This window comes from Pseudomonas sp. DNDY-54, from assembly GCF_019880365.1.
GTDB classification, from domain to species: Bacteria; Pseudomonadota; Gammaproteobacteria; order Pseudomonadales; family Pseudomonadaceae; genus Stutzerimonas; species Stutzerimonas stutzeri_P.
In genome coordinates, this window is the sequence record NZ_CP082271.1 from 416913 (window position 1) to 441879 (window position 24967).

Genomic DNA, 24967 nt, shown 5'->3' on the forward strand with positions numbered 1-24967 from the left:
GCCCTCGCCATCATAGCCCCCTGTGTTTTTCGCGCTTGATTGGGGGCTCCCGTATTGGACGTCGGTGTTCGACTGCAAACCATCCGTAAACTCAAGGGCCTGTCCCAGCGCGAACTGGCCAAACGTGCAGGCGTCACCAACAGCACGATTTCCATGATCGAGAAGAACAGCGTCAGCCCGTCGATCAGCTCTCTAAAAAAGGTGTTGAGCGGCATCCCGATGTCGCTTGTGGAGTTTTTCTCGCCAGATTTCGAGCAGGACAGCGATACGCAGGTGGTCTACAAGGCCGGCGAGCTGATCGATATTTCCGACGGTGCGGTGAGCATGAAACTGGTCGGAAAGGCCCATCCTGGCCGCGCCATCGCTTTCTTGGCGGAAACCTATCCGCCGGGGTCTGATACCGGCACGGACATGCTGGCGCATCAGGGCGAAGAGGCGGGCATGCTGGTCGAGGGGCGTCTGGAGTTGACCGTCAGTGGCCAGACCTATGTGCTCGAAACCGGCGACAGCTATTACTTCGAGAGCAGCAAGCCGCATCGTTTCCGTAATCCATTCGACGCGCCGGCCAGGCTCATCAGCGCGACCACGCCAGCAAACTTCTAGCGTGGCGGTGTGTTTCATACTTAGTCGTCTGGCGCTGCGACAAAGCGTCGCTGCAGATAGCAGGGCCATTCGTATTGTTTCGGCGGGCATGGCTTGCCGCTATACTGACCGCCGCTCGCGATACCGTGGCCGCGGGCGTGTCTAGCCACATGAGGGTATAAGGTGAACCTGATTAAGAAGATCCTGGTAGCACAGACTGCCGTAGTGGCCCTGTGGGCAGTGAGCGCTCAGGCTGCGACCAACGAAGAGATCGCCGAGCGGCTCAAGCCGGTGGGTGAAGTATGTATCCAAGGTGAAGAGTGCGCAGCGGCTGGTGCTGCTACTGCTGCCGCTGGCGGCGCAGCCCGCAGCGGAGAAGACGTGGTAGGCAAGTTCTGCACTGCGTGCCATGGCACCGGACTGCTGAACTCGCCGAAGGTTGGCGATACGGCAGCGTGGCAAGCCCGTGCTGACAAACAAGGCGGCCTTGATGGCTTGCTGGCTACCGCAATCAGCGGCATCAACGCCATGCCACCGAAAGGCACCTGTGGCGATTGCTCGGATGACGAGCTGATGGCCGCCATCAAGCACATGTCCGGCCTGTAAGCGTTCGCTGGGTAGACAACGCCGCCTTCGGGCGGCTTTGTCGTTTCTGGGGATAAAAGCTGGGTCGTGTCGGGTCGAAACTTCAAATCCGATCCCAAGGCCCGCTGTGGTCCTGGCATAGCGATGAGGTGTTCATGCCCAGTTCAGCCCCGCAACCCGAACAGCTGCATTTTTCCAGCGACGGTCGCACTCCGAACAGTTCCCATCCGGTGCTCGTGTACCGTCAGTTGCCGTTGGCTGATGACGATTACGCCAGCGCGTTCGAAAACCTGTTCAACAGTCACCTGTGGCCCGCGCAATGGCGCGCCGGTGTCTATGACTATCACCACTACCACTCCACGGCCCATGAAGTTCTCGGCGTTTCTCGAGGCTCGGCACGGCTGATGCTCGGCGGCGAGCAGGGGCAGGAAGTGGAGGTGAAGGCTGGCGATGCGCTGGTGCTGCCGGCCGGTACTGGCCATTGCCAGCTCAGTGCCAGCGACGACTTCGAAGTGGTCGGTGGCTATCCGGTGGACCAGCAGTACGATCTGCTGCGACCGGACGAAGGCAGCCACGATGAAGCGCGAGCCCGCGCCCAGCGGGTAGGCGTGCCGGTGAGCGATCCGGTCGCCGGCACCCAAGGCGCGCTGGTCAGTCTCTGGCGTGAGGCGTGAGGCGTGAGGCAGCACGAGGCGCTTATTCGACGAACACCACCTGGCCGTCGCTGAGGGCGGCCACGCGAGCCAGCGATTCGACGCGGAAGCCCGCTTCTTCCAGTTCCTGGCGACCGGCCTGAAAGGATTTCTCGATCACGATACCGAGCCCGGCGATGCTGGCACCGGCCTGCTGGATAATCGAGATCAGGCCCTTGGCGGCTTTGCCGTTGGCCAGGAAGTCGTCGATGATCAGCACGCGGTCGGCATCCGACAGGTGATTGGTGGAGATCGCGATGGTGCTTTCGACCTGCTTGGTGAAGGAATACACCGAAGCGGTCAGCAGGTGGTCAGTCAGCGTCAGAGACTGATGCTTGCGCGCGAAGATCACCGGCACGCCCAGTTCCAGCCCCGCCATGATTGCTGGCGCAATGCCGGACGCCTCGATCGTGACGATCTTGGTGATGCCTTCGTCGCGGAACAATCGGGCGAATTCCTGGCCGATCTGCTGCATCAGCACGGGGTCGATCTGGTGGTTCAGAAAGGCATCGACCTTGAGCACGCGGTCGGAGAGTACGATGCCTTCATTTCGGATCTTCTGTTTCAGCTGTTCCACGAACGCGCTACCTCAAGCGTGAGCGGCCGGGATTGCCTGACGAATCAGGGTGCCAGAAAACCAATTGGGCGCTTCGCCATGGTGGCGAGCGCCCAGCTCGTTTCGTTTCAGCATCCGTTCGTCACTGCGTTCCGCAGCCTGGAAAGCCGCGCATTCTCGCTCAATTCCGGGCCTGGGTCCAAGCGGACCTTTCAGTCTGATGTGTCGATCGACAAGCGGCGAAAGCGTGCCGCTTCGCCATGATGTTGCAACACGATGTGCCCGCGATGGGCCTGAGCAAATCTGGGATAGCCGCTGAATTTGCTACGGGCGATGCGCTCACGCAGGGCCGGATCATCCAGCCGATAGCGCAGCACCTGGCGGCCGCCGAGCCAGTGCTCGACCTCGTCATCGTGAACCGTTAGCGCGGCTTCAACGAACTGTTCGGGCTCAATCTGTATTTCCACCTCCGGTCTCAGCAATCCGTATAGCGCGCCGTTGCGCGTCGTGGGCTCTCGGCCATCGGGGTGTCCTCGGTCATCGAGCAGTTGCATTTCGGGGCCGCTGTGCCAGCTCAGTTCGGCGCTTTCCTCGACGCGGCAGAACACGCCGGAGTTGCCACCCGTGGGCAGCGCGAATTCGAATCGCAGCGTGAAATTGCGGTAAGGCTCATGCGAAATCAGGTCGATTCGCCGGCTACCGGCGAGGGCGTGGAGCTCGTCGCCGTCCACGCGCCAGCAATCTTCAGGAAACCCATCGCCGTGCCAGGCACGCCATTGAGAGGCATCGAGCTTTCGAATCATCAGCCTGTCACCCGAACAATTGCTGTTTGCGCCGCAGCCAGCGGTAACCGTATGGCCCGAGCTTAAGCGCCAACGGCGAACCCTCCGGCTGACCGTAATCGCAGTCGGCAAGCACATCGACCATGTCCTGCAGGTCGTCGGCCTGAATCGTCACGGTCGTCTCCTTGTCAGCAAGGTTGACCAGCATCAGCACGGTAGAGCCGTTGTCGTGACGAATGGCAAACACAGCCGGGTCGTCCACCTCGACAGTCGTGCGCTTGCCAATGCCGATCTCACGCAGGCCGATCCGCGTGCGGATCATGTTGCCGGTCCGCGCCATCAGGGAATCGCTGCGCAGGGTCTGGGCGAATACATTGATCTTCTCGTACCCGAACGGGCCCTCATCGATCAGCGGTGCCGCCAGTTCACCGGCGGTGCAGGAAAAACCGGCGTTGGGCTCGTTGGACCACTGCATTGGCGTGCGCACCGCCTGGCGCTCGGGACGTTCCATGTCATCGCCCATGCCAATCTCTTCGCCGTAGCGGATGATTGGGGTGCCCGGAAGCGAAAACAGCAGTGCGTGCGTAGCGGCAATCCGACGTTCATCGCCATCGAGCATGGGCGCGAGACGCCGGCGAATGCCGCGGTTGTATGCACGCATCTTCGGGTCGGGTGCAAAGGTATCCATCACCTCGTCGCGTTCGCTTTCTTCCAGACGATCCAGACTCAGCTCGTCATGGTTGCGAATCCACAGCGCGTACTGTGAATGACTGGGCGGCAGCGGCTGGCTGTTCAACGCGCGACACAGGGGCTCGGCCTGCTGCCGCGCCAGTGCCAGGAAAAAGTGGTTGTTGGTCCAGAAATCCAGCAGCAGGGTGACGCGGTCGGCTTCGTCCCCGAAGTATTCGACGTACTTCTCCGGGTCGGTGTCGATTTCGCCGAGTAGCACGGTCTCGGGGCGGCGCATGGTGACGAAGTCGCGCATGTGTTCGAGCAGCCAGTAGCCTTTTTTGAGATCCCCTCCGCCAGCCTGACGGACCATATGCACCGCGGCGTCGATACGGAACCCTGATACGCCCAGGCGCAACCAGAACGACATGATCCGCTCGATTTCGTGAATCACCCGCGGGTTGGTCAGGTCCAGGTCCGGCTCGTGCTTGTAGAAAAGGTGGCGGTAGTACTGACCGGCTTCCTCATCCCAGGTCCAGATGCTGTCCTCGACAGTCGGAAAGATCGGCTCCATCGAGTCGTCGGGTTCATCGGCCCAGATGTAGTAGTCGCGGTAAGGCGAGTTTCGGTCGCGGCGCGCTTCCTGGAACCACTTGTGTTGGATGGAGGTGTGCTGCACCAGCAATTCCACAATCACGTGTAGCCCCAGCTCCTCGGCTTTTTCCAGCAGGGCAACCATGTCGGCCAGGTCACCGAAGCGCGGCGCGACCTGCAGGTGGTCGGTGACGTCGTAGCCGGCGTCGCAGAAGGGCGATTCGTAGAACGGCATGATCCACACCGCGGTGGCGCCCAGCCCGCGAATGTAATCGAGTCGCTCGGTGATGCCGCGCAAATCGCCGCAGCCATCGCCATTGCTGTCACGGAACAACGCGGGATCGACTTGATAGATCACCGCGTTGCGATACCAGAGTGGACGCATGCTCAGCCCTCCGCCGGGCGCAGGATCAATGCCTGCCCGGCCGTTAGATTGCCGTTGAAGGGTTGCCCCTCACCGTCGCCATCGCTGGCGATTTCGACCTGCCACTGACCGCTTTGCGGGAAGGCGTGCGAGTGATTGGCGAAGTTGATGCAGACCAGCCGGCAGTCGTCGCCGGACCGTCTGCGATAGGCCAGTACCTCCGGATGCGACGGCAATTCCTCGAAGTCCCCGTGATGCAGCGCCGGGCTGACCTTGCGCGCGGCGAGCAGGCGCTGGTAAAGCGCGAACATCGAGTTTGCTGCGCCGGTCTGGCGCTCGGCCGCCAGTTCGTCGGCCTCGGGTGGGAAGGGCAGCCAGGGTGCAGCGCCGTCCCAGCCATGCGGCGGCTCAGCTTGCCAGGGAATCGGCGCCCGGCAACCGTCACGGCCGCCCGGATCGACACGGGTCTCGGCAGTGATCACCGCGTCTTCCAGCCCCAGCTCCTCGCCCTGATAGATGAAGGGTGTGCCGCGCAGGGTCAGCAGCAACACTGCGGCGGCACGGGAGGCCCGTTCGGAGCCCTGATAGCGGCTGCGCTGGCGCACATTGTCGTGGTTGGACAGTACCCAGGTGGGCCAGGCGCCGGCCGGTTGCAGCCAGTGCTCGACCTCGCGGATGCAGGTGCGAAACAGCACCGGGTCCCAGGGCGCGTCGAGCGGGTTGAAGTTGAAGGCCAGATGCAGCTCGTTGCCCGCGCCGTAGTACTGCAGCACACGCTCGGTGGAGCGGATGTTCACCTCGCCCACCAGCATGCGGTCGCCGGGATAGCTGTCCACCAGTTTGCGCAGGCCGCGCAGCACTTCGTGGCTGTAGGGCTGGTCATTGAAGTCGGAGAGCGGCTGACCAGCCTGGCAGCGGGGATCGTCGGCGAAGCTCGGGTCCTTGCCGGTGCAGTGGATGACGTCGATGCGAAAGCCGTCGACGCCGCGATCGAGCCAGAAGCGCAGCACGTCGTGCATCGCCTCGACCACCTCGGGGTTGCGCCAGTTGAGGTCCGGCTGCTTGGCGAGGAACAGGTGCAAGTAATACTGCTGGGTGTGCTCGTCCCAGGTCCAGGCGCTGCCAGCACCCAGCGCGGCGCGCCAGTTGTTCGGCTGGTCACGCCAGATGTACCAATCGCGCTTGGGGTTGTCTCGCGAGCGGCGCGACTCGACGAACCAGGGGTGTTCGTCCGAGGTGTGATTGGGCACGAAATCCAGCAGCACGCGAATGCCGCGAGCATGCGCCTCGGCGATCAGCCGGTCGATGTCGGCCAGCGAGCCGAACAGCGGATCGATGTCGCAGTAGTCGCTGATGTCGTAACCGGCGTCGGCCATCGGCGAGCGGAAGATCGGTGACAGCCACAGCGCGTCGACGCCGAGCTGCTGCAAATGATCGAGGTGGCGCAGCACGCCGTTAAGGTCACCGATGCCGTCGCCATTGCTGTCGGCGAAAGATCGCGGGTAAATCTGATAAATCGTGGCGCCTTTCCACCAGGGTGCCTGGGTTGACTCGCTCATGCTCGTGCCCCTTTTATCCGGTGTGCGGCAGGCCCAGCGCAACGGGCCTGTGAGGTGTACGACTGACGAGCGGTGCCTGGGTTTCCCGGGTTCATTGATCTCCGTCGGACGGTACTGAACGCGACAGCGGATACTCCGACTAACTTTGGACCAGCCTCAACGACCCAGGAGAGCGCCATGTTGCGAGTTGCTATCAATGGTTATGGCCGTATTGGCCGAGCGGTACTGCGAGCCCTGTTCGAGCGAAACCTGGAAAACCAGATTCATATTGAAGCGATCAACGACCTCAGCGAGCGCTCGGCCATGGCGCATCTGACGCGCTTCGATACCACCTTCGGCCGTTTCCACGGCCAGGTGGATCTGCACGATGACGTGATGCAGATCCGCGGCCAGTCGATCCGCCTGCTGCAGGAACGCGACCCGACGCAGCTGCCCTGGAAACAGCTAGGTGTCGACGTGGTGCTGGAGTGCTCGGGGAAATTCAAGAAGCGCGACCTGATCGATCAGCACCTGCAGGCCGGTGCCCAGCGGGTGTTCGCCTCGCACCCACTGGACGGCGCTGATCTGACGGTCGTCTACGGCGTCAACCATGAGCTGCTCGACAGTAGCCACCGTGTAATCTCCAATGCCTCCTGCACGACCAACTGCCTGGCGCCGCTGGCCAAGGTGCTGCATGAGGCGGTGGGCATCCGTCAGGGCCTGCTCAACACGGTGCATTCCTATACCAATGATCAGAGCCTGCTGGACAAGGCGCACAAGGATCTTTATCGCGCCCGTGCGGCAGCGGAATCGATGATTCCGTCGACCACCGGTGCGGCCAAGGCCATCGGTCTGGTGATGCCCGAGCTGGCCGGGCGACTGGACGGTTTGGCGGTGCGGGTGCCGACACCGAACGTGTCGCTGGTCGACCTCACCTTCACCGCCGAGCGGGCACCGGGTAGCGTCGAGGCGATCAACCAGATCCTCCGCGATGGCGCGCAGAAGATGCCGCTTGGGGTGATGGAGTGCAACGACTTGCCACTGGTTTCCCGCGACTTCTTTGGCCATCCAACATCATGCGTGGCCGACCTCAGCCATACGCGCGTGCAAGGTGATCTGGTCAAGGTGCTGGCCTGGTACGACAACGAATGGGCCTTCTCCAACCGTATGCTCGATGTGCTGCTGCACTGGGGCGACGGCACCGCGCAAGCGAGCTGAGCGGAGCAGCTCGATGAGCGATAGCGCGAGCGTCTGGACGCAACGGCTGGCAGAGTTCAGGGCGGCTACAGCTGCTCGCCAGTCGACGCCCGGTTGTGGCGCGGCGGCCGCTGTCACGGCGGATATCGGCCTCGCGCTGGTGCTCAAGGGGCTGCGCATCAGCGAGGCCCACGGTTCAGATCCGGTTCGCCACGAATTGCTGCAAGCCGCCGAGGCGTTGCTGGGTCGGCCAGGCGCTTTTGCCGATGACGACATGCAGGCGTTCGACGATTACCTGAGTGCAGCCCGCCATGGTGAAGTCGAGGATAAGCAGGCGGCAGCGCGTCAGGCCTGTGCGGTGCCGCTGGCCCTGGCGCATTGCTGTCTGGAGGCGCTCGAACTCGCGGTGGATGCCCGGCCACGTACCGACCCGATCGTGCAAAGCGATGTCCAGGCCGGCGCTGTGCTCATCCATGCGGGGCTCAGCGCGGCGCTGATCAATGTCGATGCGGATATGGCGAGTCTGGATGATGCCGCCGCCCAGGATCAGGTCGGGCGAACACGCCGACGCCTGCAAAGCGAAGGCGACGCGTTGCTGCGGCGGCTGGTCGATTCAGGCAAGTAGCGGTTCGGTAAGCGATCAAACTCAGCTGGTTGTGCTTGCCCGTCACGCCATATGTTGGGCCTGCGCCGAGATTCGCGAGCAAGCTCGCTCCTACGAGACCGATGATCGACTCGGCTAGCGGGCGGCCGCTACGACTCGCTTTGTAGAAGTCAGCTTGCTGGCGAACCGATCCCGCTCGCGAATCAAGGACGGCCTTGGCGATAGCATCAGCATATCCGTTCGTCTATAACGAGAAAAAACGTCTCGTTATAGTTTGACGGCTGCGTGGATTGTTTCTAGTCTCAAGGCCAGCTGAGGCACTTTCAAATAACAATCGAGACTCGATAGTCTCCTCACGCAAGCCGTTCGCGCATGTGCTTGTTTGGCAGCCAGCTGCCGGGCTTTAACGATGTCGCGACCGCCACCGGAGAACACCATGAGCCATCGCATCGTCTTGCCGCGCCTGATGGAAGTCGGCGCCGGCGCCAGCCAGCAGATCGTCTCTGTTTTACACAACCTGGGCTGCAAACGGCCGCTGATCGTCACCGACCGGATGATGGTCGAGCTCGGCTATGTAGCGCGCATCAGCGAGACGCTGGCCAAGGCCGACATCCCCAGCGACTGCTTTGCCGACACGCTGCCGGAGCCGACTGCGGCATCGATTCGTGCTGGCGTCGAGATGGTCCGTCAGGGCAGCTATGACTCGATCATCGCCCTGGGCGGCGGCAGCCCGATCGACTCGGCCAAGGCCATCGGTATCCTCGGCAAGTTCGGCGGTGAGATGCGCGACTATCGCTTCCCGCGCGATGTCAGCGAAGCCGGCCTGCCGCTGATCGCGATTCCCACCACGGCGGGGACCGGCTCGGAAGCGACGCGCTTTACCATCATCACCGATGAAACCAGCGACGAGAAAATGCTCTGCGCCGGCCTCGGCTTCATGCCGGTGGCTGCGCTGATCGACTACGAACTGACCCTCTCGCTGCCGCCGCGGGTGACCGCCGACACCGGCATCGATGCGCTGACTCACGCCATCGAGGCCTACGTCAGCCGCAAGGCCAGCCTCTACAGCGACTCACAGGCGCTAGAAGCCATGCGCTTGCTGGCGCCCAACCTGCGCGCGGCCTACCACGAGCCCGGCAATCGCGACGCCCGCGAGGCGATGATGCTGGGTGCGACGCTCGCCGGTATCGCCTTCTCCAATGCCTCGGTGGCGCTGGTGCACGGCATGAGCCGGCCGATCGGCGCCTTCTTCCATGTGCCGCACGGCCTGTCTAATGCCATGTTGCTGCCGGCGATCACCGCGTTTTCGATTCCCGCCGCGCCGGAGCGTTATGCCGACTGTGCGCGGGCGATGGGCGTCGCGGGTGAGGGTGACAGCGTCGAGGTGGCCAACGACAAGCTGCTGACCGAGCTTCGTGCCATCAATAAAGAGCTGCAGGTGCCAAGCCCCGAGCAGTTCGGCATCACCCGCAATCGCTTCTTCGAACTGCGCGAAACCATGGCCAAGCAGGCGCTGGCCTCGGGTTCGCCCGGCAACAACCCGCGCGTGCCTACGGAAGCGGAAATCATCGACCTTTACGAAACCGTCTGGAACCAGGAGTGACCCCATGCAGACCCTCGGCAACCTGATTAACAACGAGGCCGTCGCTGGCCGCTCCGAACGCCACGCGACCGTCTACAACCCGGCAACTGGCGAGCCATGCGTCTACGTTTCGCTGTCTTCGGCGGATGAAACCCGTGAGGCCATTGCAGCCGCCCAGGCAGCCTTCGAAGGCTGGTCCAAGACACCGCCGCTGGTTCGGGCGCGCGTTATGTTCCGCTTCAAGGCCTTGCTCGAAGCGCGTCGCGACGACGTCGCCCGGCTGATCTCGCTGGAGCACGGCAAAGTATTTTCCGATGCCCAGGGCGAAGTGACCCGCGGGCTTGAAGTCGTGGAGTTTGCCTGCGGCATCCCGCACCTGCTCAAGGGCGAGTTCTCGCCGAATGTCGGGCGCGATATCGATTCCAACTCGCTGATGCAGCCACTGGGTGTCTGCGTCGGTATCACGCCGTTCAACTTTCCGGCCATGGTGCCGCTGTGGATGCTGCCGGTGGCCATTGCTTGTGGAAACACCTTCGTCCTCAAGCCGTCGGAGAAGGACCCGAGCGCGACCATGCTGCTCGGTGAATTGCTGGCCGAAGCCGGGCTGCCAGCGGGCGTGTTGAATATCGTCAACGGTGACAAGGAAGCGGTGGACGTGCTGCTCACCGACGAGCGCGTGCAGTCGGTGAGCTTCGTCGGCTCAACGCCTATCGCCGAGTACATCTACAGCACCGCGTCGGCCCACGGTAAGCGCTGCCAGGCCTTGGGCGGCGCCAAGAATCACATGGTGATCATGCCCGACGCAGATCCGCAGCAAGTGGTCGGCTCGCTGATGGGCGCCGCCTATGGCTCTGCCGGTGAGCGTTGCATGGCGATCTCGGTGGCCGTGTGCGTGGGTGATGAGGTGGCCGACAACCTGGTCGAGATGCTCAAGGGCGAGATCGGCCAGATGCGCACTGGCCCTGGCACGGGTGTCGAACCCGAACCGCATATGGGTCCGCTGGTTACCCGCGAGCATCAGCAGAAAGTCGTCAGCTACATCGATCTGGGTGTGAAAGAGGGCGCGACCCTGGTCTGCGATGGCCGTGGATTAAAAGTTGATGGCTACGAGAATGGCTTCTACGTCGGCCCGACGCTGTTCGATCGGGTGACGCCCGAGATGCGCATCTACAAAGAGGAAATCTTTGGTCCGGTCTTGGCAGTCGTACGCGTCCAATCCTTCGACGACGCATTGAAGCTGGTCAATGACCATGAGTTCGGCAACGGCACGTCGATCTTCACCCGTGACGGCGATACCGCTCGGCAGTACGAGGAAGAGGTCAAGGTCGGCATGGTTGGCGTCAACGTGCCGATTCCGGTGCCGATGGCTTTCCACTGCTTCGGCGGCTGGAAGCGCTCGATCTTCGGCCCGCTGAACATGCACGGCCCGGACGGCGTGCGGTTCTTCACCCGGATGAAGACCGTGACCCGGCGCTGGCCGACCGGCATCCGTGCCGGGGCGGATTTCTCGATGCCGACCATGAAATAGCATTCGCAGGGGGCTGTGCTCGTCTTGGTGGGCTGAAGCCCACCCTACAGAACTGGGCATGCACGGGCGCCGGTAATGCGCCTCTTGACGCGATGAAGATCGACACTGGTGCGGGCAGACGTAATCGGTGCTGGTGCGAACTTCTCGATGAGGATTATGAATAGACGCGCGTAGGGTGGGCTTCAGCCCACCGATGGACCGCGACGATGCGCAACTGTTCTGATTGGCTTGCTGATTCGAATGGTTCGTCCATTTGGTGGGCTAAAGCCCACCCTACAGAACTACAGAACCGGGTATGCACGGGCGCCGGAAGTGCGCCTCTTGACGCGATGAAGATCGACACTGGCGCGGGCAGACGTAATCCGCACTCGGTACGAATTTCTCGATGCGGATCGTGAATAGACGCGCGTAGGGTGGGCTTCAGCCCACCAGCGTGTTCAGCCACATCCGTCGATACACTCATTCCGCGCTATGGCGCTCAAGTTTTTAATAACAGGGCAGGCGATGCGCAGTACCCCCCGTGAAAAAGGCTCCTCCATTACCCGCGTGCTGGAAATCATCGAAGCCGTAGCGGGCGCCACGGAGCCGCTAACGCCCAGTGCACTAGCGGACAAGCTGGACATTCCCAAGCCCAGCGCCCACCGCCTGGTGCAAACGCTGGAGAAGGAAGGGTTTCTACAGTTCGGTCTGAAGGGCGGCCTGCTGCCGGGCGATCGGCTGCACGCGACGGCGGTGAATATCCTTGGCAGTGGTCGGCACAAGGCGTTGCGTCAGGCGATCCTGCGTCAGCTGTCAGACGAGATCGGCGAAACCTGCGGTTTGTCGGTGCCAGATGGCCTGGACATGCTCTATTTCGATCGCGTGCAGACCAATTGGCCCTTGCAGATCAATCTACCGATCGGTAGCCATACGCCGCTCTGGTGCACGGCCAGCGGCAAGCTCTATCTTGCGTCGCTTCCAGATGATCAGCTTGAGCGTATCCTGCCGCGCCTGCCGGTCCGGCAGATGGCGCGCAACACCGTTACCGATCTCAGTGCCCTGCGTGATGATCTGGCCCGCATCCGTGAAGAAGACCTGGCCACCGATTCAGAGGAGTTCATCGACGGCATGGTGGCCTGCGCCGTGCCAGTGCGCGACGGCCGTGGCGAGCTGAGCGCCTGCCTGTTCACTCATGCGCCGGTGATTCGTTGCACCATGGCGCAACTCCTCAGCTTCGTGCCGCGCCTGCGTGCGGCGGCGAAGGAGTTGGAGGCGATCGTCAGTGGTTGAGTAGTAGGGTGGATGACGCTCTTTTCATCCACCGTGATCCTGCTTGGTGGAGCGCCACCCACGGATTGGTCAAGCGTCACCCGGTGGATCGCCAAGGTGGGTCGGTGAGGCGTGATCCACCGTACGTCTGCTTTAGCCGCGGACGCGCCGCTACTTCTTCAATATTGCCCGCATGGCGGCCAATGCATCGTTACCGCGGGCAGCTTTGCGTCTTCCCTGGCCTTCCCACTCCAATAGGTAGGGTGGATGACGCTCTTTTCATCCACCGTGATTTCGCTCGGTGAATCGCCATCCACGATTCGATTTGCGCCGCTCGCTGGAGCGCCACCCGGTGGATCGGTGAAGCGTGATCCACCCTACGTCAGCTTGAGCCGCTAAGGCTTTTCTACTTCTTCAACATCGCCCGCATCGCGGCCAGCGCATCGTTGCCGCGCGCGGCTTTGACTTCCACCGGCGCGTCTTCCTGGCCTTCCCATTCCAGGTCTTCCTGCGGCAGTTCGTCGAGGAAGCGGCTGGGCATGCATTCGATGATCTCGCCGTATTGCTTGCGCTTGGCGGCAAAGGTCATCGCCAGGTTCTGCCGTGCCCGGGTGATGCCGACATAGGCCAGGCGGCGTTCTTCCTCGATGGTATCGGCCTCGATGCTGGAGCGGTGCGGGAGGATTTCCTCCTCCATGCCGAGGATGAACACGTAAGGAAACTCAAGTCCTTTGGACGCATGCAGCGTCATCATCTGCACGCCGTCTGCGCCTTCTTCCTCTTCCTGCTGACGTTCGAGCATGTCGCGCAGCACCAGTTTGGCGATGGCTTCCTCAATGGTCATCTCGCCTTCTTCGTCTTTCTCCAGCGTGTTTTTCAGCGCGTCGATGAGAAACCAGACGTTGCCCATGCGGAAGTCCGCCGCCTTGTCGCTGGAGGTCTGCTGGCGCACCCAGGTCTCATAGTCGATATCCATGACCATGCTGCGCAGGGCGGCGATCGGATCGTTCTGCGCGCATTGCTGGCGCAGGTTGTCCATGTAGCGTTTGAAGCGCGACAGGCGATCGGTGAAGCGGCTGTCGAGATGCTCGCCCAGGCCCATTTCGTCGCAGGCCGTGTACATGGAAATCTTTCGCGAGGTGGCGTAGTTGCCGAGTTTTTCCAGGGTGGTCGAACCGATTTCCCGGCGTGGCACGTTGATCACCCGCAGGAAGGCGTTGTCGTCGTCCGGATTGACCAGCAAGCGGAAGTAGCTCATCAGATCCTTCACTTCCTGGCGGGCGAAGAAGCTGGTGCCACCGGACAGGCGATAGGGGATCTGGTGATGCTGCAGTTTCAGCTCGATCAGCTTGGCCTGGTAGTTGCCACGGTAAAGGATCGCGAAGTCGCTGTAGGGCCGCTGGGTCTTCAGGTGCAGCGTGAGGATTTCCATGGCCACGCGCTCGGCCTCGGCTTCCTCGTTGCGGCAGCGGATGACCCGTATCGCGTCGCCATGTCCCATTTCGGACCACAACTGCTTCTCGAACGCGTGCGGGTTATTGGCGATCAGCACGTTCGCGCATTTAAGGATGCGACTGGTGGAGCGGTAGTTCTGCTCGAGCATCACCACCTTCAGCGAGGGAAAGTCATCCTTCAGCTGCATCAGGTTTTCCGGCCGCGCGCCACGCCAGGCGTAAATCGACTGGTCGTCGTCGCCCACCACGGTGAAGTGCGCGCGCTCCTGCACCAGCAACTTCACCAGCAGGTACTGGCTGGCGTTGGTGTCCTGATACTCGTCCACCAGCATGTAGCGGACTTTGTTGCGCCACTTCTCCAGCACCTCGGGGTGGTTCTGGAACAGCTTGACCGGCTGCATGATGAGGTCGTCGAAGTCCACCGCGTTGTAGGCTTTGAGCGTGCGCTGATAGTGGGTGTAGACGATGGCGGCGGTCTGTTCCTTCGGGTTGCGGGCGTTTGCCAGCGCTTCTTCGGGAATGATCAGGTCGTTCTTCCAGCTGCCAATGTAGCCCTTGATCTCGTCCACGCCGTCATCGCCGGCGTATTCCTTTTGCATGATGTCGGTCAGCAGCGCCTTGATGTCGCCCTCATCAAAGATTGAAAAGCCGGGCTTGTAACCCAACTTGGCGTATTCCTTGCGAATGATGTTCAGCCCAAGGTTGTGGAAGGTCGAGACGGTCAGGCCGCGGCCTTCACCGCCACGCAGCAGGCTGCTGACGCGCTCCTTCATCTCGCGGGCGGCCTTGTTGGTGAAGGTCACGGCCACGATGTACTGGGCGCGGATGCCGCACTGCTGGATGAGGTAGGCGATCTTGCGGGTGATTACGCTGGTCTTACCGGAACCGGCGCCGGCGAGCACCAGCATGGGGCCGCCGACGTAGTTCACGGCTTCCTGCTGCCGGGGATTGAGTCGGGACATCGTCGTGTGGTCTGTCGAAATGGGGGCGAGAGTTTAGCAGGGCTGGCCCCGGCACTTGAGGTTGTTGACCGGCTGCAACTACCGGTCGTCGCCCGCAGGGCTGGGTTATGGGTCGCAATGCTCTAGGCTATGCGCCGCGGCGCCCGCTTTAGGCTGCTCAGCTTGCCGCCCCGCTTCACACAAGGAGGTGTAACCGTCGAGGTGGCAATACCGCCTTCTGCTCCGTACGAACCGGGGAAACACCGTGACATCTTCCATACAACCCATGCGTTTGGTCCTTCTGGCCGATGAGCCCGAGTGGCGAGAACGCCTGCAGGCCGCGCTGGCCTCGCTACGCAGCCAGCACGTGCTGCTGTTGGCGAAGGACTGGCCGACCGCTACCGCCTACCTGGCCGAAGCGGGCCACACCTTGCTGCTCGCTACACCTCGCCATCGTCCTGCGTCAGGTCGTTTCCCTTGGCCGACGATTCTCCTGCTCGACACCGAACCCGACGAGGCGCCTGAAGGCGTAGTCGACTGGCTGAACGGCGCGCATTTCAGCCCCGAGGTGTTGCGCCGATGCCTGCGCTACGCACGGGAACGGTGCGCCTTGCATGCCACGCTGCAGCGGTTGGCGCAGCAAGACCCGCTGACCGGCATTGCCAATCGACAAGGGTTCCAGACGCTGCTTGAGGCAGAGCTGGCGGAGCATGATGGCGAAGGCCTGGCGCTGGGACTTCTGGACCTGGACAACTTTCGCCGCGTCAACGACACGCTTGGTCACCAGGCCGGGGACCGGTTGATCCTGCAGGTGGTGGCGCGGTTGAAGGCGCAGCTTGAAGTGGGTGATCGAGTCGCCCGGCTGGGGGGCGATGAGTTCGCCTTGTTGATCGATACCGCGCAGCGCGCTGGTCGCGCCGAAAAGGTTGCCGATCGGGTGGTTGAGGCACTGGCCGAGCCGTACTGGCTCGACGGTGAGAGCCTGATGCTGGGTTGTAGCCTGGGGCTCGCTCATGCCAAGGCGGATACCGATCCCGACCAGCTGTTGTGGCTGGCGCAGGTCGCGATGCGGCAGGCCAAGGCGCGGCAAGGCTGTACCTGGTATCTCTATAACGAGCGGGTCAACCGCAGCGCCAGCAGCCTGGCGGATTTGGAAGGCGAGCTGCGCCGCGCGCTGCGCCGCGATGATCTGGAGCTGCATTACCAACCGCGGCTGTGCATGGAGACCGGCCGCATCGTTGGGCTGGAAGCCCTGGTGCGCTGGCGCCATGCCTCGCGCGGCCTGCTGGCGCCGAACGAGTTCATTCCCATGGCAGAGGAGAGCGGGCTGATCGTGCCGCTGGGTTATTGGGTGATTTCACGCGCGCTGCGTGACATGCAGAGCTTGCGCGAGAAGGGGGCTGGCGAGCTGCACATGGCGGTCAACTTGTCGTTTCGGCAGTTTCAGGACAGTCAGCTGCTGGCCACGTTGCAGCGGCTTATCGAAGAGCGCGGGGTGGACCCGCACTGGCTGGAGTTCGAACTCACCGAAACCGCCGTGATGCGCCGCAGCGATCAGGTGAGCGGCACCATGAGCGCGCTGGCGAAGCTCGGCGTGCGCTTCTCGCTGGATGATTTCGGTACCGGGTTCTCGTCGTTTGTGCATCTGAGCCGCCTGCCCATCAGCCTGCTTAAGATCGACAAGAGCTTTGTCGACGGGGTGACGGCCGGAGGGGACAACGGATTGGTGCAAGCCATGATCAGCCTGGCCCATGAGCTGGGGCTGGAGGTGGTGGCGGAGGGTGTGGAGCAGGCGGCTCAACTGAAGCTGCTGGAAGGATTCGGTGCCAATCAGGTGCAGGGCTATCTGATCAGCAAGCCGCTGCCGTTGGCAGAGTTGGAGAAATACCTGAGTCAGCAGGACAAGGCGGAAAGCGTCGTCGGCGCCTAGGGCCGGTTGATGTTTCGCCGTGTTGGCAGCGAAACATCAACCGTCGGCCCACGCCTTCGGTTAAGCGGCTATCGGACCATGTGCAGGAAGTGCATGTGCTTTTCGTACTGGTCGAGAATGTCGCCTATCACGCCGTCACGGCTCCAGCCCATGACGTCGTAGTTCTGCCCGCCTTCCTTGAGGTGCACCTCGGCGCGGAAGTAAGTGGGCTCATCGCCATCGGTTTCGGTGGCGACAAAACTCGGCATTGGATAACCGCGTGGCCGAATCTGATAGATGAAGTCAGGTGCGCCCTCGTGCGTGATCTGCAGCCCGGTGCGGTTGTCCTCACCGCCCGTCAGTTCGACGCCGTAACCCTGCTGCCGCAACTCGTCAGCTACAGCGGCACAGGCGGGGGCGGCGACTTCGCTGATGAAACGCTCTACATCGTGCTGGCGCGGATACTTCGTCAAATTCTGCACCCGACGGCGCCAGCCGCCCTCGGATAGGGTCGCCGTCGGCGCGGTGCTGAGCGATTGATAGCGTAGCCCTTGCTTGGTGGCATCGACGCGTAATGCCTTGAGCAAACCCCACATGGCGCAGAGCAGCACGAGGGTGAACGGCAGGGCGCTCGCAATGGTCGCCGTCTGCAGGGCGGTCAGCCCGTCGGCAAGCAGCAGCGCGATCGCCACAGCGCCCATGGAGCTCGCCCAGAACACACGCTGCCAGACGGGCGTTTGACCATGACCACCGGAGGCGAGCATATCCACGACCAGCGCCCCGGAGTCCGCCGAGGTCACGAAGAACACCACCACCATGATGATGGCGATCAGCGAGAGCAGTGAGGCAAAGGGGAAGTATTCGAGAAAGGCGAACAGCGCCAGTGAGCTGTCGCGCTCGATGGCTTCGCCCAAGCTGGTGACGTGATCCCAGAGAATCATGTGAATGGCCGTGTCGCCGAACACCGTCATCCACAGCAATGTGAAGGCCGTCGGGACCAGCAGCACGCCGGTGACGAACTCACGGATGGTGCGCCCGCGCGAAATGCGCGCGATGAACAGACCGACAAAGGGAGACCAGGCCAGCCACCATCCCCAGTAGAACAGCGTCCAGCCGCCGATCCAGTCGTTCGGCTCATACGCATAGAGGTTGAACGTCGCGGTGACGATCTGCGAGAAGTAGTTACCGGTGTTCTGCACAAAGGTCTGCAGGATGAACACAGTAGGCCCGGCGACCAGCACGAACAGCAGCAGCAGGACGGCCAGTGTCAGGTTCAGCTCGGATAGGCGACGCACGCCCTTGTCGAGGCCGGTGATGACCGAAATGGTTGCCAGCACTGTGGTACCGGCGATCAAGGCGATCTGTACTGGCACCGATATCGGCAGCCCATACAGATGGTTCAAGCCGGTGTTGATCTGCGTAACGCCCAGTCCCAGTGAGGTCGCCACACCCAGCACGGTGCCGATGATGGCGAAGATATCCACCGCATGCCCGATCGGACCGTGGATGCGTTCACCGATCAGCGGGTACAGGGCCGAGCGCAACGTGAGTGGCAGGCCTTGGCGGAAACTGAAATACGCCAGGATCATCGCGACGATCGCGTAGATCGCCCAGGCATGCAGACCCCAGTGGAAGAAGGTGATCTTCATCGCTTCGCGCGCGGCTGCGACGGTGCCACCTTCGCCAACCGGTGGCGAAAGGAAATGCATCACCGGCTCGGCGACGCCGAAAAACATCAGGCCGATGCCCATGCCGGCCGAGAACAGCATCGAAAACCAGGTCAGGTAGCTGTAGTCCGGCTCGCTGTGGTCCGGGCCCAGCTTGATCTCGCCGTAACGGCTCAGGGCCAGCAACACCACCATGAGCAGGATGATCGCAACGGCAAGAATGTAGAGCCAGCTGACGTTGGCGATGATCCAGGCCTGCACCTCGCTGAATACGCTTTGCGCGTGTTCGGGTGTGGCGACGCTGTAGATCACCAGCAACAGAATGGCAACGGCAGAGCCGTAGAAAACAGGGGGGTTGAAAGTGGGAGAGGAAGACTTGTTGGCCTCCATGCTGCGCTCCTTTAGTTACCGATTAGGGAGTGGCCGCCTGTGGCGAAGAGGGCGCAATCTAACATAGTGGTCAGCTTCTGACCGGATGCGTTCCGCGGGTGAAGGGGCTGCCTACTCAAGGTAGACCACTGAAACCTGCAGGTTGCGGCATGGTTGCCCGATCATTGTTCAGCAGCCTGCTCGATGCGTTTTCGACCGAGCGCGGTTCAACCGGCCGGGTTGCTGGGGCGGTACTGCAGTGCCTCGGCGAGGTGCACGCGCTCGATGGAGTCGGCCCGCTGAAGATCCGCCAGTGTGCGCGCCACTTTGAGAATTCGGTGGGCGGCACGCAGCGAGAGCCCGAGCCGCTCGCAGGCGCGCTCCAGCCATTGCTGGTCCTCGGGTTGCAACTGGCAGTGGCTGCGCAGGCCGGTCAGGTCGAGAAAGGCATTGGCGCAGCCCTGGCGTCGCAACTGTATGCGTCGCGCCTCGGCCACCTGCTCGGCGACGAGACTCGTGGTTTCTTTACTGGCCAGCGGAGCGTTCAGTGCTGTGGCTTCGCGCGCAACCGTTAGGTGCAGGTCTATCCGATCCAGCAACGGCCCGGAGAGCTTGCTGCGGTAGCGCTGAATTTGGTCCGGCGAACAGCGGCAGCGCCCGCTCGGGTCGCCCAGGTAGCCGCAGGGGCATGGATTCATCGCAGCGACCAATTGGAATCGTGCCGGGAAACGCACCTTGTCTCTTGCCCGTGCAATAACAATGCATCCCGATTCAAGCGGTTCGCGAAGCACCTCCAGCACCTTTCGATCGAACTCCGGTAGCTCATCGAGGAAGAGCACGCCCTGGTGCGCCAAGGTGATTTCGCCCGGCCTGGGTCGGCTTCCTCCGCCAACCAGCGCGGGCCCCGATGCACTGTGATGGGGCTGCCGGAACGGCCGTTGCGGCCAGTGCTCCAGCGGCGACTGGCTGGCGACCGACTGAATCGCGGCGACCTCCAGGGCCTCCTGCTCTTCCAGCGGCGGAAGCAATCCTGGCAGGCGACTCGCCAATAGCGTCTTGCCCGTACCTGGAGGCCCTGAAAACAAAAGATTGTGTGCACCTGCTGCCGCCACCAGCAGCCCGCGCTTGGCGGCGGCCTGGCCCTGGACGTCAGCGAGGTCGGGGTAGGGCAACACCTGTCGCAACAGCCCCTTGGCTTGAAACGGCTCAATTGGGGTTACGCCATTGAAGTGCGCGGCCACCTCCAGCAAATGGTCGGCTGCGTAGACCACCAACCCTGATGCCAGGCTGGCCTCCTCGGCATTGGCAGTCGGCACCAGCAGTGCACGTCCGGCCTGTCGTGCGGCGAGCGCCGCGGGTAAGACACCCTGAACGGGGCGTAGCGCACCGGAAAGCGCCAGCTCACCCAGGCATTCAAGCGTATCGAGGCGATCCGAAGGGATCTGCCCACTGGCCGCGAGAATGCCCAGGGCGATCGCTAAGTCGAACCGGCCGCCATCTTTGGGTAGATCAGCGGGGGCAAGGTTGAGCGTTATGCGACGGGCGGGGAAATCAAATTCGGAGGTCAGGATCGCGCTGCGCACGCGGTCTTTGCTCTCCTTGACCGCCGTTTCCGGCAGCCCGACCAGTGCCAGCGAAGGCAGGCCATTGGCGAGGTGCGCTTCTACCGTGACGGTAGGGGCTTCCACGCCCACCTGGGCACGGCTGTGGACGATTGCGAGGGACATCCGATCACTCCTTGATCGTGCCGCCTCCCGGTCTATTCGGACGCGGGTGGCGCGAGTTTTTCTTCCAGTTCGGCGACCTTCGCCTCAAGTGCTTCGAGTCTCGCCCGGGTACGTGCGAGCACGACCATCTGGCTATCGAATTCGTCGCGGCTGACGACATCGAGCTTGCTCAGTGCGCCCTGCACGATTCCTTTGAGCTGGGCTTCGATTTCAGGACGGGGTAGCGGCGTTTCGCCACTGAACAGGCGCGAAGCCTGCGAGCCGATGGCGTCGAGAAAAGCTTTGGGTGGGAACATGAGCATCACCTGTTTCTGTGCGGCCGGCAGTGTAGCACGGCGCGTTTGGGGCGATTTCTTGCGGTCATGCACGGTTATGGACGGGCGGCCCTGTTGCTGCGCCCTGTATTGGTGCGCGGTTGCGCTGAATCGCCTATAGCGCGGCCGCACGGCGCCGCACGCACCGCACTACGCCGCACTTTGATGAACCTGGCACCGATTCTGCTTGGCTGCCCATGGCGATGCACCAGAGCGTTGCGGTGCCAAGGAGATTCGGGACGTTTCGCCGAACTGGTTGAGGGTGTCCGGAGTCGCCCGGCCATGCCGGCGCGTTACAAGAGCCAGACACTGCGCTTAGACTTGAGCCGGGTTCGTACTTCTGGGGCAAGTCCACCTAAACGGGAGAAGTTTTTCATGAAACTAGTCACTGCCATTATCAAGCCGTTCAAGCTGGACGACGTACGCGAGTCGCTGTCCGAGATCGGCGTTCAGGGCATCACGGTTACCGAGGTCAAAGGCTTTGGTCGTCAGAAAGGGCACACCGAGTTATATCGCGGTGCTGAATACGTGGTCGATTTTCTGCCGAAGGTGAAGATCGATGTGGCCATCGCCGACGATCAGCTGGATCGCGTCATCGAGGCCATCACCAAGGCGGCCAACACGGGCAAGATCGGCGACGGCAAGATCTTCGTCGTGAATCTGGAACAGGCTATCCGTATCCGCACAGGCGAAACCGATACCGACGCAATCTGACGGCCCGACGCGTAGCGCGCGTTTGAGCGGGCGGCAACGCCCGACACGTCGCCACGCACCGTCCGAGCATTTGCGATTGCCTGCCTAGCAGGCCTACGAACCCCCACGCCCCAGGAGTAAAACCATGACTCTGCGAACATTCGCAGGGCTAGGAGCCCTTTTGTCTCTGATAAGCCCCGGCATTGCCATGGCGCAGGAGGCAACGCTGGATTCAGGCGATACGGCCTGGATGCTTACAGCCACCGCGCTGGTGCTGTTCATGACGATTCCGGGCCTGGCGTTGTTCTACGCCGGCATGGTCCGTTCCAAGAACATTCTTTCGGTCATGATGCAGTGCTTCGCCATTACCGGCCTGATGAGCATCCTCTGGATGGCCTACGGCTACAGCCTGGCCTTCGATACGACCGGTATGGAAGCGGGCGTCACCAATCTCAACTCGTTCGTCGGCGGTCTGGGGCGCGTGTTCCTCAGTGGTCTGACGCCTGACAGCCTTACCGGGACGGTCCCGGAAGCAGTCTTCATCACCTTCCAGATGACCTTCGCCATCATCACTCCGGCGCTGATCGTCGGTGCCTTCGCCGAGCGCATGAAGTTCTCCGCGATGCTGGTGTTCATGGGTGTCTGGTTCACCCTCGTGTACGCGCCGATTGCTCATATGGTCTGGGGCGGCGACGGCGGCTTGATGTGGGACTGGGGCGTGCTTGATTTTGCGGGCGGCACCGTGGTGCACATCAATGCCGGTATCGCTGGCCTCGTGGCGTGCATCGTGCTGGGTAAGCGCAAAGGCTTCCCGACCACGCCAATGGCTCCGCACAACCTCGGCCTTACCCTGGTCGGCGCCGCGATGCTCTGGATCGGCTGGTTCGGTTTCAACGCCGGCTCCTCGCTGGCTGCCAACGGCACAGCCGGTATGGCGATGTTAGTGACCCAGATTGCAACCGCTGCGGCTGCGCTGAGCTGGATGTTCGCTGAGTGGTTCACGCACGGCAAACCCAGCGCTCTTGGCATCGCTTCGGGTGTCGTGGCCGGTCTGGTCGCCATCACACCAGCCGCCGGTACGGTCGGCCCGATGGGCGCGCTGATCATCGGTCTGGCCTCCGGCGTCATCTGCTTCTTCTGTGCAACCAGCCTGAAACGCAAGCTCGGTTACGACGACTCGCTGGACGCTTTTGGCGTGCACGGCGTCGGCGGCATCGTGGGTGCGTTGCTGACTGGCGTGTTCGCTGCCCCGGCACTGGGCGGCTTTGGTGAGGTGGAAAACATCGCACTGCAGCTGTGGATCCAGTTCAAGGGCGTGCTCTTCACCGTCGTCTACACCGCCATCGTCACCTTCGTGATCCTCAAGGTGATCGATGTGGTGATGGGGCTGCGGGTCACCGAAGAAGAAGAAACCATAGGCCTGGATCTCAGCCTGCACAACGAGCGCGGCTACAACCTGTAAGCACACGGAGTGCGTCCGGAGCCAACCCGGACGCCTTACCCGAACAGCGCTGCGAGGCGCTCGGCAAAAGGTGATAAAAAATGGATAGCACTGCACTGATACCCGTCCAGTACGGACTCGACACCTTCTACTTCCTCATCTGCGGCGCGCTGGTGATGTGGATGGCGGCCGGTTTCTCCATGCTCGAAGCCGGCCTGGTTCGAGCCAAGAACACAGCCGAGATCCTGACCAAGAACATCGTGCTCTACGCCGTTGCGTCGATCATGTATCTGCTGATCGGTTACTACATCATGTATTCCAGCCCGGACGGCGGCATCCTGCCCAGTCTGGGCTTCCTGATCGGTGACGAGAACGCCGTGGACGTGGTCGCCGCTGGTGGCGAAGACGCGCCGTACTACTCGACCCGTGCCGACTTCTTCTTCCAGGTCGTGTTCGCCGCGACCTGCATGTCGGTGGTCTCCGGCGCGGTGGCCGAGCGGATGAAGCTCTGGGCCTTCATCGCCTTCGCGGTAGTGATGACGGGCGTCATCTACCCGGTACAGGGTTTCTGGAAATGGGGCGGCGGCTTCCTTGACGCCGCTGGCTTCCTCGACTTTGCAGGTTCTGGCCTGGTGCACATGGCCGGCGCTTCGGCGGCTTTGGCGGGTGTCATCCTGCTGGGTCCGCGTAAGGGCAAGTACGGCCCGAACGGCCAGATCAACGCCATCCCCGGCGCCAACCTTCCATTGGCCACCCTGGGTGCGTTCATCCTGTGGATGGGCTGGTTCGGCTTCAACGGCGGTTCGCAGCTGAAGATGAGCACCATTGAAGACGCCAACGCGGTCGCTCAGGTGTTCACCAATACCAACATGGCGGCCGCTGGTGGTCTGGTCGCGGCATTGATCACCGCCCGTCTGCTGTTCGGCAAGTCGGACCTGACCATGGTCCTCAACGGCGCGCTGGCGGGTCTGGTTGCGATCACGGCAGAACCGCTGACACCGAGTGCACTGCAGGCGGTGCTGATCGGTGGCGTGGGTGGTGTGCTGGTGGTGTTCAGCATCCTCGGGCTGGACAAACTCAAGCTCGATGACCCGGTCGGTGCCATCTCGGTGCATGGTGTGGTCGGTATGTGGGGCCTGTTGGCCGTGCCGTTGACCAATGCGGATGCGTCCTTCGGTGCGCAGTTGCTGGGCCTGGTGTCGATCTTCGCCTGGGTGTTCATCGCCAGCCTGATTGTCTGGGGCATCATCAAGGCGGTGATGGGGTTGCGCGTCAGCGAAGAAGAGGAGTACGAGGGCGTCGACGTGACCGAGTGCGGTCTGGAGGCCTATCCGGAGTTCACCAGCAAACGTTGATTTTCAACGCAATGACGAGGGCGCCCGCGGGCGCCCTTTGTTTTTTCTGGCGCCGCGCTAGAATGCGCCCGGTCAGACGTCGAGGGGGCTACCGAGCATGTGGCAACAGACTATGATCACGCTGCGACCGAGGCCTAGAGGTTTCCATCTGATAACCGATGAGCTGCTCGCACAACTGCCGGAACTGCATGAATGTCCGGTCGGTCTGTTACACCTGTGGCTACGTCATACATCGGCTTCGCTGACTGTTAATGAAAACGCCGACGGTGCGGTGCGCCGCGATTTTGAGCGGTTTTTCAACCGCCTGGTGCCGCAGGGACAGGGTGGTTACGAGCACGATTATGAAGGGCCTGACGATCTGCCAGCGCACTTCAAGGCAAGCCTGCTCGGGTGCCAGGTGAGTGTGCCAGTCAGCGAGGGGCGATTGGCATTGGGTACTTGGCAAGGCATTTATCTGGGCGAACACCGAGACCAGGGTGGCGCTAGGCAGATCCTTGCAACGCTGCATGGAATGGCAAGTTGAATTTTTTTTGGCGGTGGCGAACAAAGCACATCGCTGGGCTATAACTTCCGCTT

Annotated in this window: 21 protein-coding genes; 13 read left to right on the forward strand and 8 right to left on the reverse strand. The window is 62.2% G+C overall.

Annotated features, from left to right (window positions below; translation table 11 throughout):
* Window positions 1–54 precede the first annotated feature (54 nt).
* The 3 genes from K4O48_RS01990 (at window position 55) to K4O48_RS02000 (ending at window position 1841) form a co-directional block, all read left to right on the forward strand.
* On the forward strand, window positions 55–603 hold the full coding sequence (locus tag K4O48_RS01990; RefSeq protein WP_222910521.1) for a cupin domain-containing protein: 549 nt from the start codon (window positions 55–57) through the stop codon (window positions 601–603).
* A gap of 162 nt (window positions 604–765) precedes the next feature.
* Complete coding sequence (locus tag K4O48_RS01995) at window positions 766–1188, forward strand: c-type cytochrome (RefSeq protein WP_312846493.1); 423 nt, start codon at window positions 766–768, stop codon at window positions 1186–1188.
* Window positions 1189–1322: 134 nt separating this feature from the next.
* Window positions 1323–1841 (forward strand): cupin domain-containing protein, encoded by a 519-nt coding sequence (locus tag K4O48_RS02000; protein WP_222910522.1) that lies wholly within the window; start codon window positions 1323–1325, stop codon window positions 1839–1841.
* Window positions 1842–1863: 22 nt separating this feature from the next.
* Here K4O48_RS02000 and xpt read toward each other — a convergent pair whose 3' ends face one another.
* The 4 genes from xpt to K4O48_RS02020 form a co-directional block, all read right to left on the reverse strand.
* Window positions 1864–2436, reverse strand: coding sequence for a xanthine phosphoribosyltransferase (gene xpt, locus K4O48_RS02005; RefSeq protein ID WP_073302934.1), 573 nt, complete (start codon window positions 2434–2436; stop codon window positions 1864–1866).
* A gap of 191 nt (window positions 2437–2627) precedes the next feature.
* A complete protein-coding gene (locus K4O48_RS02010) occupies window positions 2628–3218 on the reverse strand; it encodes a DUF1080 domain-containing protein (protein WP_222910523.1) in 591 nt (196 codons plus the stop codon).
* 7 nt (window positions 3219–3225) lie between these two features.
* On the reverse strand, window positions 3226–4845 hold the full coding sequence (locus K4O48_RS02015) for an alpha-amylase family protein (protein ID WP_222910524.1): 1620 nt from the start codon (window positions 4843–4845) through the stop codon (window positions 3226–3228).
* A gap of 2 nt (window positions 4846–4847) precedes the next feature.
* Complete coding sequence (locus K4O48_RS02020; protein ID WP_222910525.1) at window positions 4848–6383, reverse strand: alpha-amylase family glycosyl hydrolase; 1536 nt, start codon at window positions 6381–6383, stop codon at window positions 4848–4850.
* A 177-nt stretch (window positions 6384–6560) separates the two neighbouring features.
* Here K4O48_RS02020 and gap point away from each other — a divergent pair, with 177 nt between their 5' ends.
* The 5 genes from gap (at window position 6561) to K4O48_RS02045 (ending at window position 12542) form a co-directional block, all read left to right on the forward strand.
* Window positions 6561–7580: a type I glyceraldehyde-3-phosphate dehydrogenase gene (gene gap / locus K4O48_RS02025; RefSeq protein ID WP_222910526.1), complete on the forward strand. Its 1020-nt coding sequence runs from the start codon at window positions 6561–6563 to the stop codon at window positions 7578–7580.
* A gap of 13 nt (window positions 7581–7593) precedes the next feature.
* A complete protein-coding gene (locus tag K4O48_RS02030) occupies window positions 7594–8184 on the forward strand; it encodes a cyclodeaminase/cyclohydrolase family protein (protein ID WP_222910527.1) in 591 nt (196 codons plus the stop codon).
* Between the two features lie 415 nt (window positions 8185–8599).
* Window positions 8600–9766, forward strand: coding sequence for an iron-containing alcohol dehydrogenase (locus tag K4O48_RS02035; RefSeq protein ID WP_222910528.1), 1167 nt, complete (start codon window positions 8600–8602; stop codon window positions 9764–9766).
* Window positions 9767–9770: 4 nt separating this feature from the next.
* Window positions 9771–11273 carry a CoA-acylating methylmalonate-semialdehyde dehydrogenase gene (locus tag K4O48_RS02040; protein WP_222910529.1) on the forward strand — a complete coding sequence of 501 codons (1503 nt, stop codon included), beginning with the start codon at window positions 9771–9773 and terminating at the stop codon, window positions 11271–11273.
* Between the two features lie 504 nt (window positions 11274–11777).
* Window positions 11778–12542 (forward strand): IclR family transcriptional regulator, encoded by a 765-nt coding sequence (locus K4O48_RS02045; RefSeq protein ID WP_222910530.1) that lies wholly within the window; start codon window positions 11778–11780, stop codon window positions 12540–12542.
* A gap of 385 nt (window positions 12543–12927) precedes the next feature.
* On the opposite strand, the gene rep is transcribed toward K4O48_RS02045, so the two are convergent.
* On the reverse strand, window positions 12928–14937 hold the full coding sequence (gene rep / locus K4O48_RS02050) for a DNA helicase Rep (RefSeq protein ID WP_222910531.1): 2010 nt from the start codon (window positions 14935–14937) through the stop codon (window positions 12928–12930).
* 265 nt (window positions 14938–15202) lie between these two features.
* Here rep and K4O48_RS02055 point away from each other — a divergent pair, with 265 nt between their 5' ends.
* Window positions 15203–16846, forward strand: coding sequence for a putative bifunctional diguanylate cyclase/phosphodiesterase (locus K4O48_RS02055; RefSeq protein ID WP_222911950.1), 1644 nt, complete (start codon window positions 15203–15205; stop codon window positions 16844–16846).
* 68 nt (window positions 16847–16914) lie between these two features.
* Here K4O48_RS02055 and K4O48_RS02060 read toward each other — a convergent pair whose 3' ends face one another.
* The 3 genes from K4O48_RS02060 to K4O48_RS02070 all read right to left on the reverse strand — a co-directional run bounded on the left by K4O48_RS02060 (window position 16915) and on the right by K4O48_RS02070 (window position 20884).
* Entirely contained in the window at window positions 16915–18882 is a 1968-nt protein-coding gene (locus K4O48_RS02060) for a BCCT family transporter (RefSeq protein ID WP_222910532.1), read from the reverse strand.
* Between the two features lie 206 nt (window positions 18883–19088).
* Window positions 19089–20588, reverse strand: coding sequence for a YifB family Mg chelatase-like AAA ATPase (locus K4O48_RS02065; protein WP_222910533.1), 1500 nt, complete (start codon window positions 20586–20588; stop codon window positions 19089–19091).
* A 32-nt stretch (window positions 20589–20620) separates the two neighbouring features.
* A complete protein-coding gene (locus tag K4O48_RS02070) occupies window positions 20621–20884 on the reverse strand; it encodes an accessory factor UbiK family protein (protein ID WP_222910534.1) in 264 nt (87 codons plus the stop codon).
* Between the two features lie 393 nt (window positions 20885–21277).
* On the opposite strand from K4O48_RS02070, the gene glnK reads away from it, so the two are divergent.
* From glnK to K4O48_RS02090, 4 genes are all read left to right on the forward strand, one after another.
* Window positions 21278–21616, forward strand: a complete 339-nt coding sequence (gene glnK, locus K4O48_RS02075; RefSeq protein WP_003096476.1) for a P-II family nitrogen regulator — start codon at window positions 21278–21280, stop codon at window positions 21614–21616.
* A gap of 124 nt (window positions 21617–21740) precedes the next feature.
* On the forward strand, window positions 21741–23057 hold the full coding sequence (locus K4O48_RS02080) for an ammonium transporter (RefSeq protein ID WP_222910535.1): 1317 nt from the start codon (window positions 21741–21743) through the stop codon (window positions 23055–23057).
* Between the two features lie 80 nt (window positions 23058–23137).
* On the forward strand, window positions 23138–24391 hold the full coding sequence (locus K4O48_RS02085) for an ammonium transporter (protein ID WP_222910536.1): 1254 nt from the start codon (window positions 23138–23140) through the stop codon (window positions 24389–24391).
* A 97-nt stretch (window positions 24392–24488) separates the two neighbouring features.
* Entirely contained in the window at window positions 24489–24914 is a 426-nt protein-coding gene (locus K4O48_RS02090) for a secondary thiamine-phosphate synthase enzyme YjbQ (RefSeq protein ID WP_222910537.1), read from the forward strand.
* Window positions 24915–24967 lie beyond the last annotated feature (53 nt).

Bases quoted from the DNA above. Each gene is read 5' to 3' on its own strand.
- K4O48_RS02065 (WP_222910533.1), bottom strand. From the start codon at position 20,588: ATGTCCCTCGCAATCGTCCACAGCCGTGCCCAGGTGGGCGTGGAAGCC.
- K4O48_RS02015 (WP_222910524.1), bottom strand. From the start codon at position 4,845: ATGCGTCCACTCTGGTATCGCAACGCGGTGATCTATCAAGTCGATCCC.
- K4O48_RS02080 (WP_222910535.1), top strand. From the start codon at position 21,741: ATGACTCTGCGAACATTCGCAGGGCTAGGAGCCCTTTTGTCTCTGATA.
- K4O48_RS02055 (WP_222911950.1), top strand. From the start codon at position 15,203: ATGCGTTTGGTCCTTCTGGCCGATGAGCCCGAGTGGCGAGAACGCCTG.
- K4O48_RS02035 (WP_222910528.1), top strand. From the start codon at position 8,600: ATGAGCCATCGCATCGTCTTGCCGCGCCTGATGGAAGTCGGCGCCGGC.
- glnK (WP_003096476.1), top strand. From the start codon at position 21,278: ATGAAACTAGTCACTGCCATTATCAAGCCGTTCAAGCTGGACGACGTA.
- K4O48_RS02090 (WP_222910537.1), top strand. From the start codon at position 24,489: ATGTGGCAACAGACTATGATCACGCTGCGACCGAGGCCTAGAGGTTTC.
- K4O48_RS02010 (WP_222910523.1), bottom strand. From the start codon at position 3,218: ATGATTCGAAAGCTCGATGCCTCTCAATGGCGTGCCTGGCACGGCGAT.
- K4O48_RS02040 (WP_222910529.1), top strand. From the start codon at position 9,771: ATGCAGACCCTCGGCAACCTGATTAACAACGAGGCCGTCGCTGGCCGC.
- K4O48_RS02085 (WP_222910536.1), top strand. From the start codon at position 23,138: ATGGATAGCACTGCACTGATACCCGTCCAGTACGGACTCGACACCTTC.
- K4O48_RS02060 (WP_222910532.1), bottom strand. From the start codon at position 18,882: ATGGAGGCCAACAAGTCTTCCTCTCCCACTTTCAACCCCCCTGTTTTC.
- K4O48_RS02020 (WP_222910525.1), bottom strand. From the start codon at position 6,383: ATGAGCGAGTCAACCCAGGCACCCTGGTGGAAAGGCGCCACGATTTAT.
- rep (WP_222910531.1), bottom strand. From the start codon at position 14,937: ATGTCCCGACTCAATCCCCGGCAGCAGGAAGCCGTGAACTACGTCGGC.
- K4O48_RS02045 (WP_222910530.1), top strand. From the start codon at position 11,778: ATGCGCAGTACCCCCCGTGAAAAAGGCTCCTCCATTACCCGCGTGCTG.
- K4O48_RS02070 (WP_222910534.1), bottom strand. From the start codon at position 20,884: ATGTTCCCACCCAAAGCTTTTCTCGACGCCATCGGCTCGCAGGCTTCG.
- gap (WP_222910526.1), top strand. From the start codon at position 6,561: ATGTTGCGAGTTGCTATCAATGGTTATGGCCGTATTGGCCGAGCGGTA.
- K4O48_RS02030 (WP_222910527.1), top strand. From the start codon at position 7,594: ATGAGCGATAGCGCGAGCGTCTGGACGCAACGGCTGGCAGAGTTCAGG.
- K4O48_RS02000 (WP_222910522.1), top strand. From the start codon at position 1,323: ATGCCCAGTTCAGCCCCGCAACCCGAACAGCTGCATTTTTCCAGCGAC.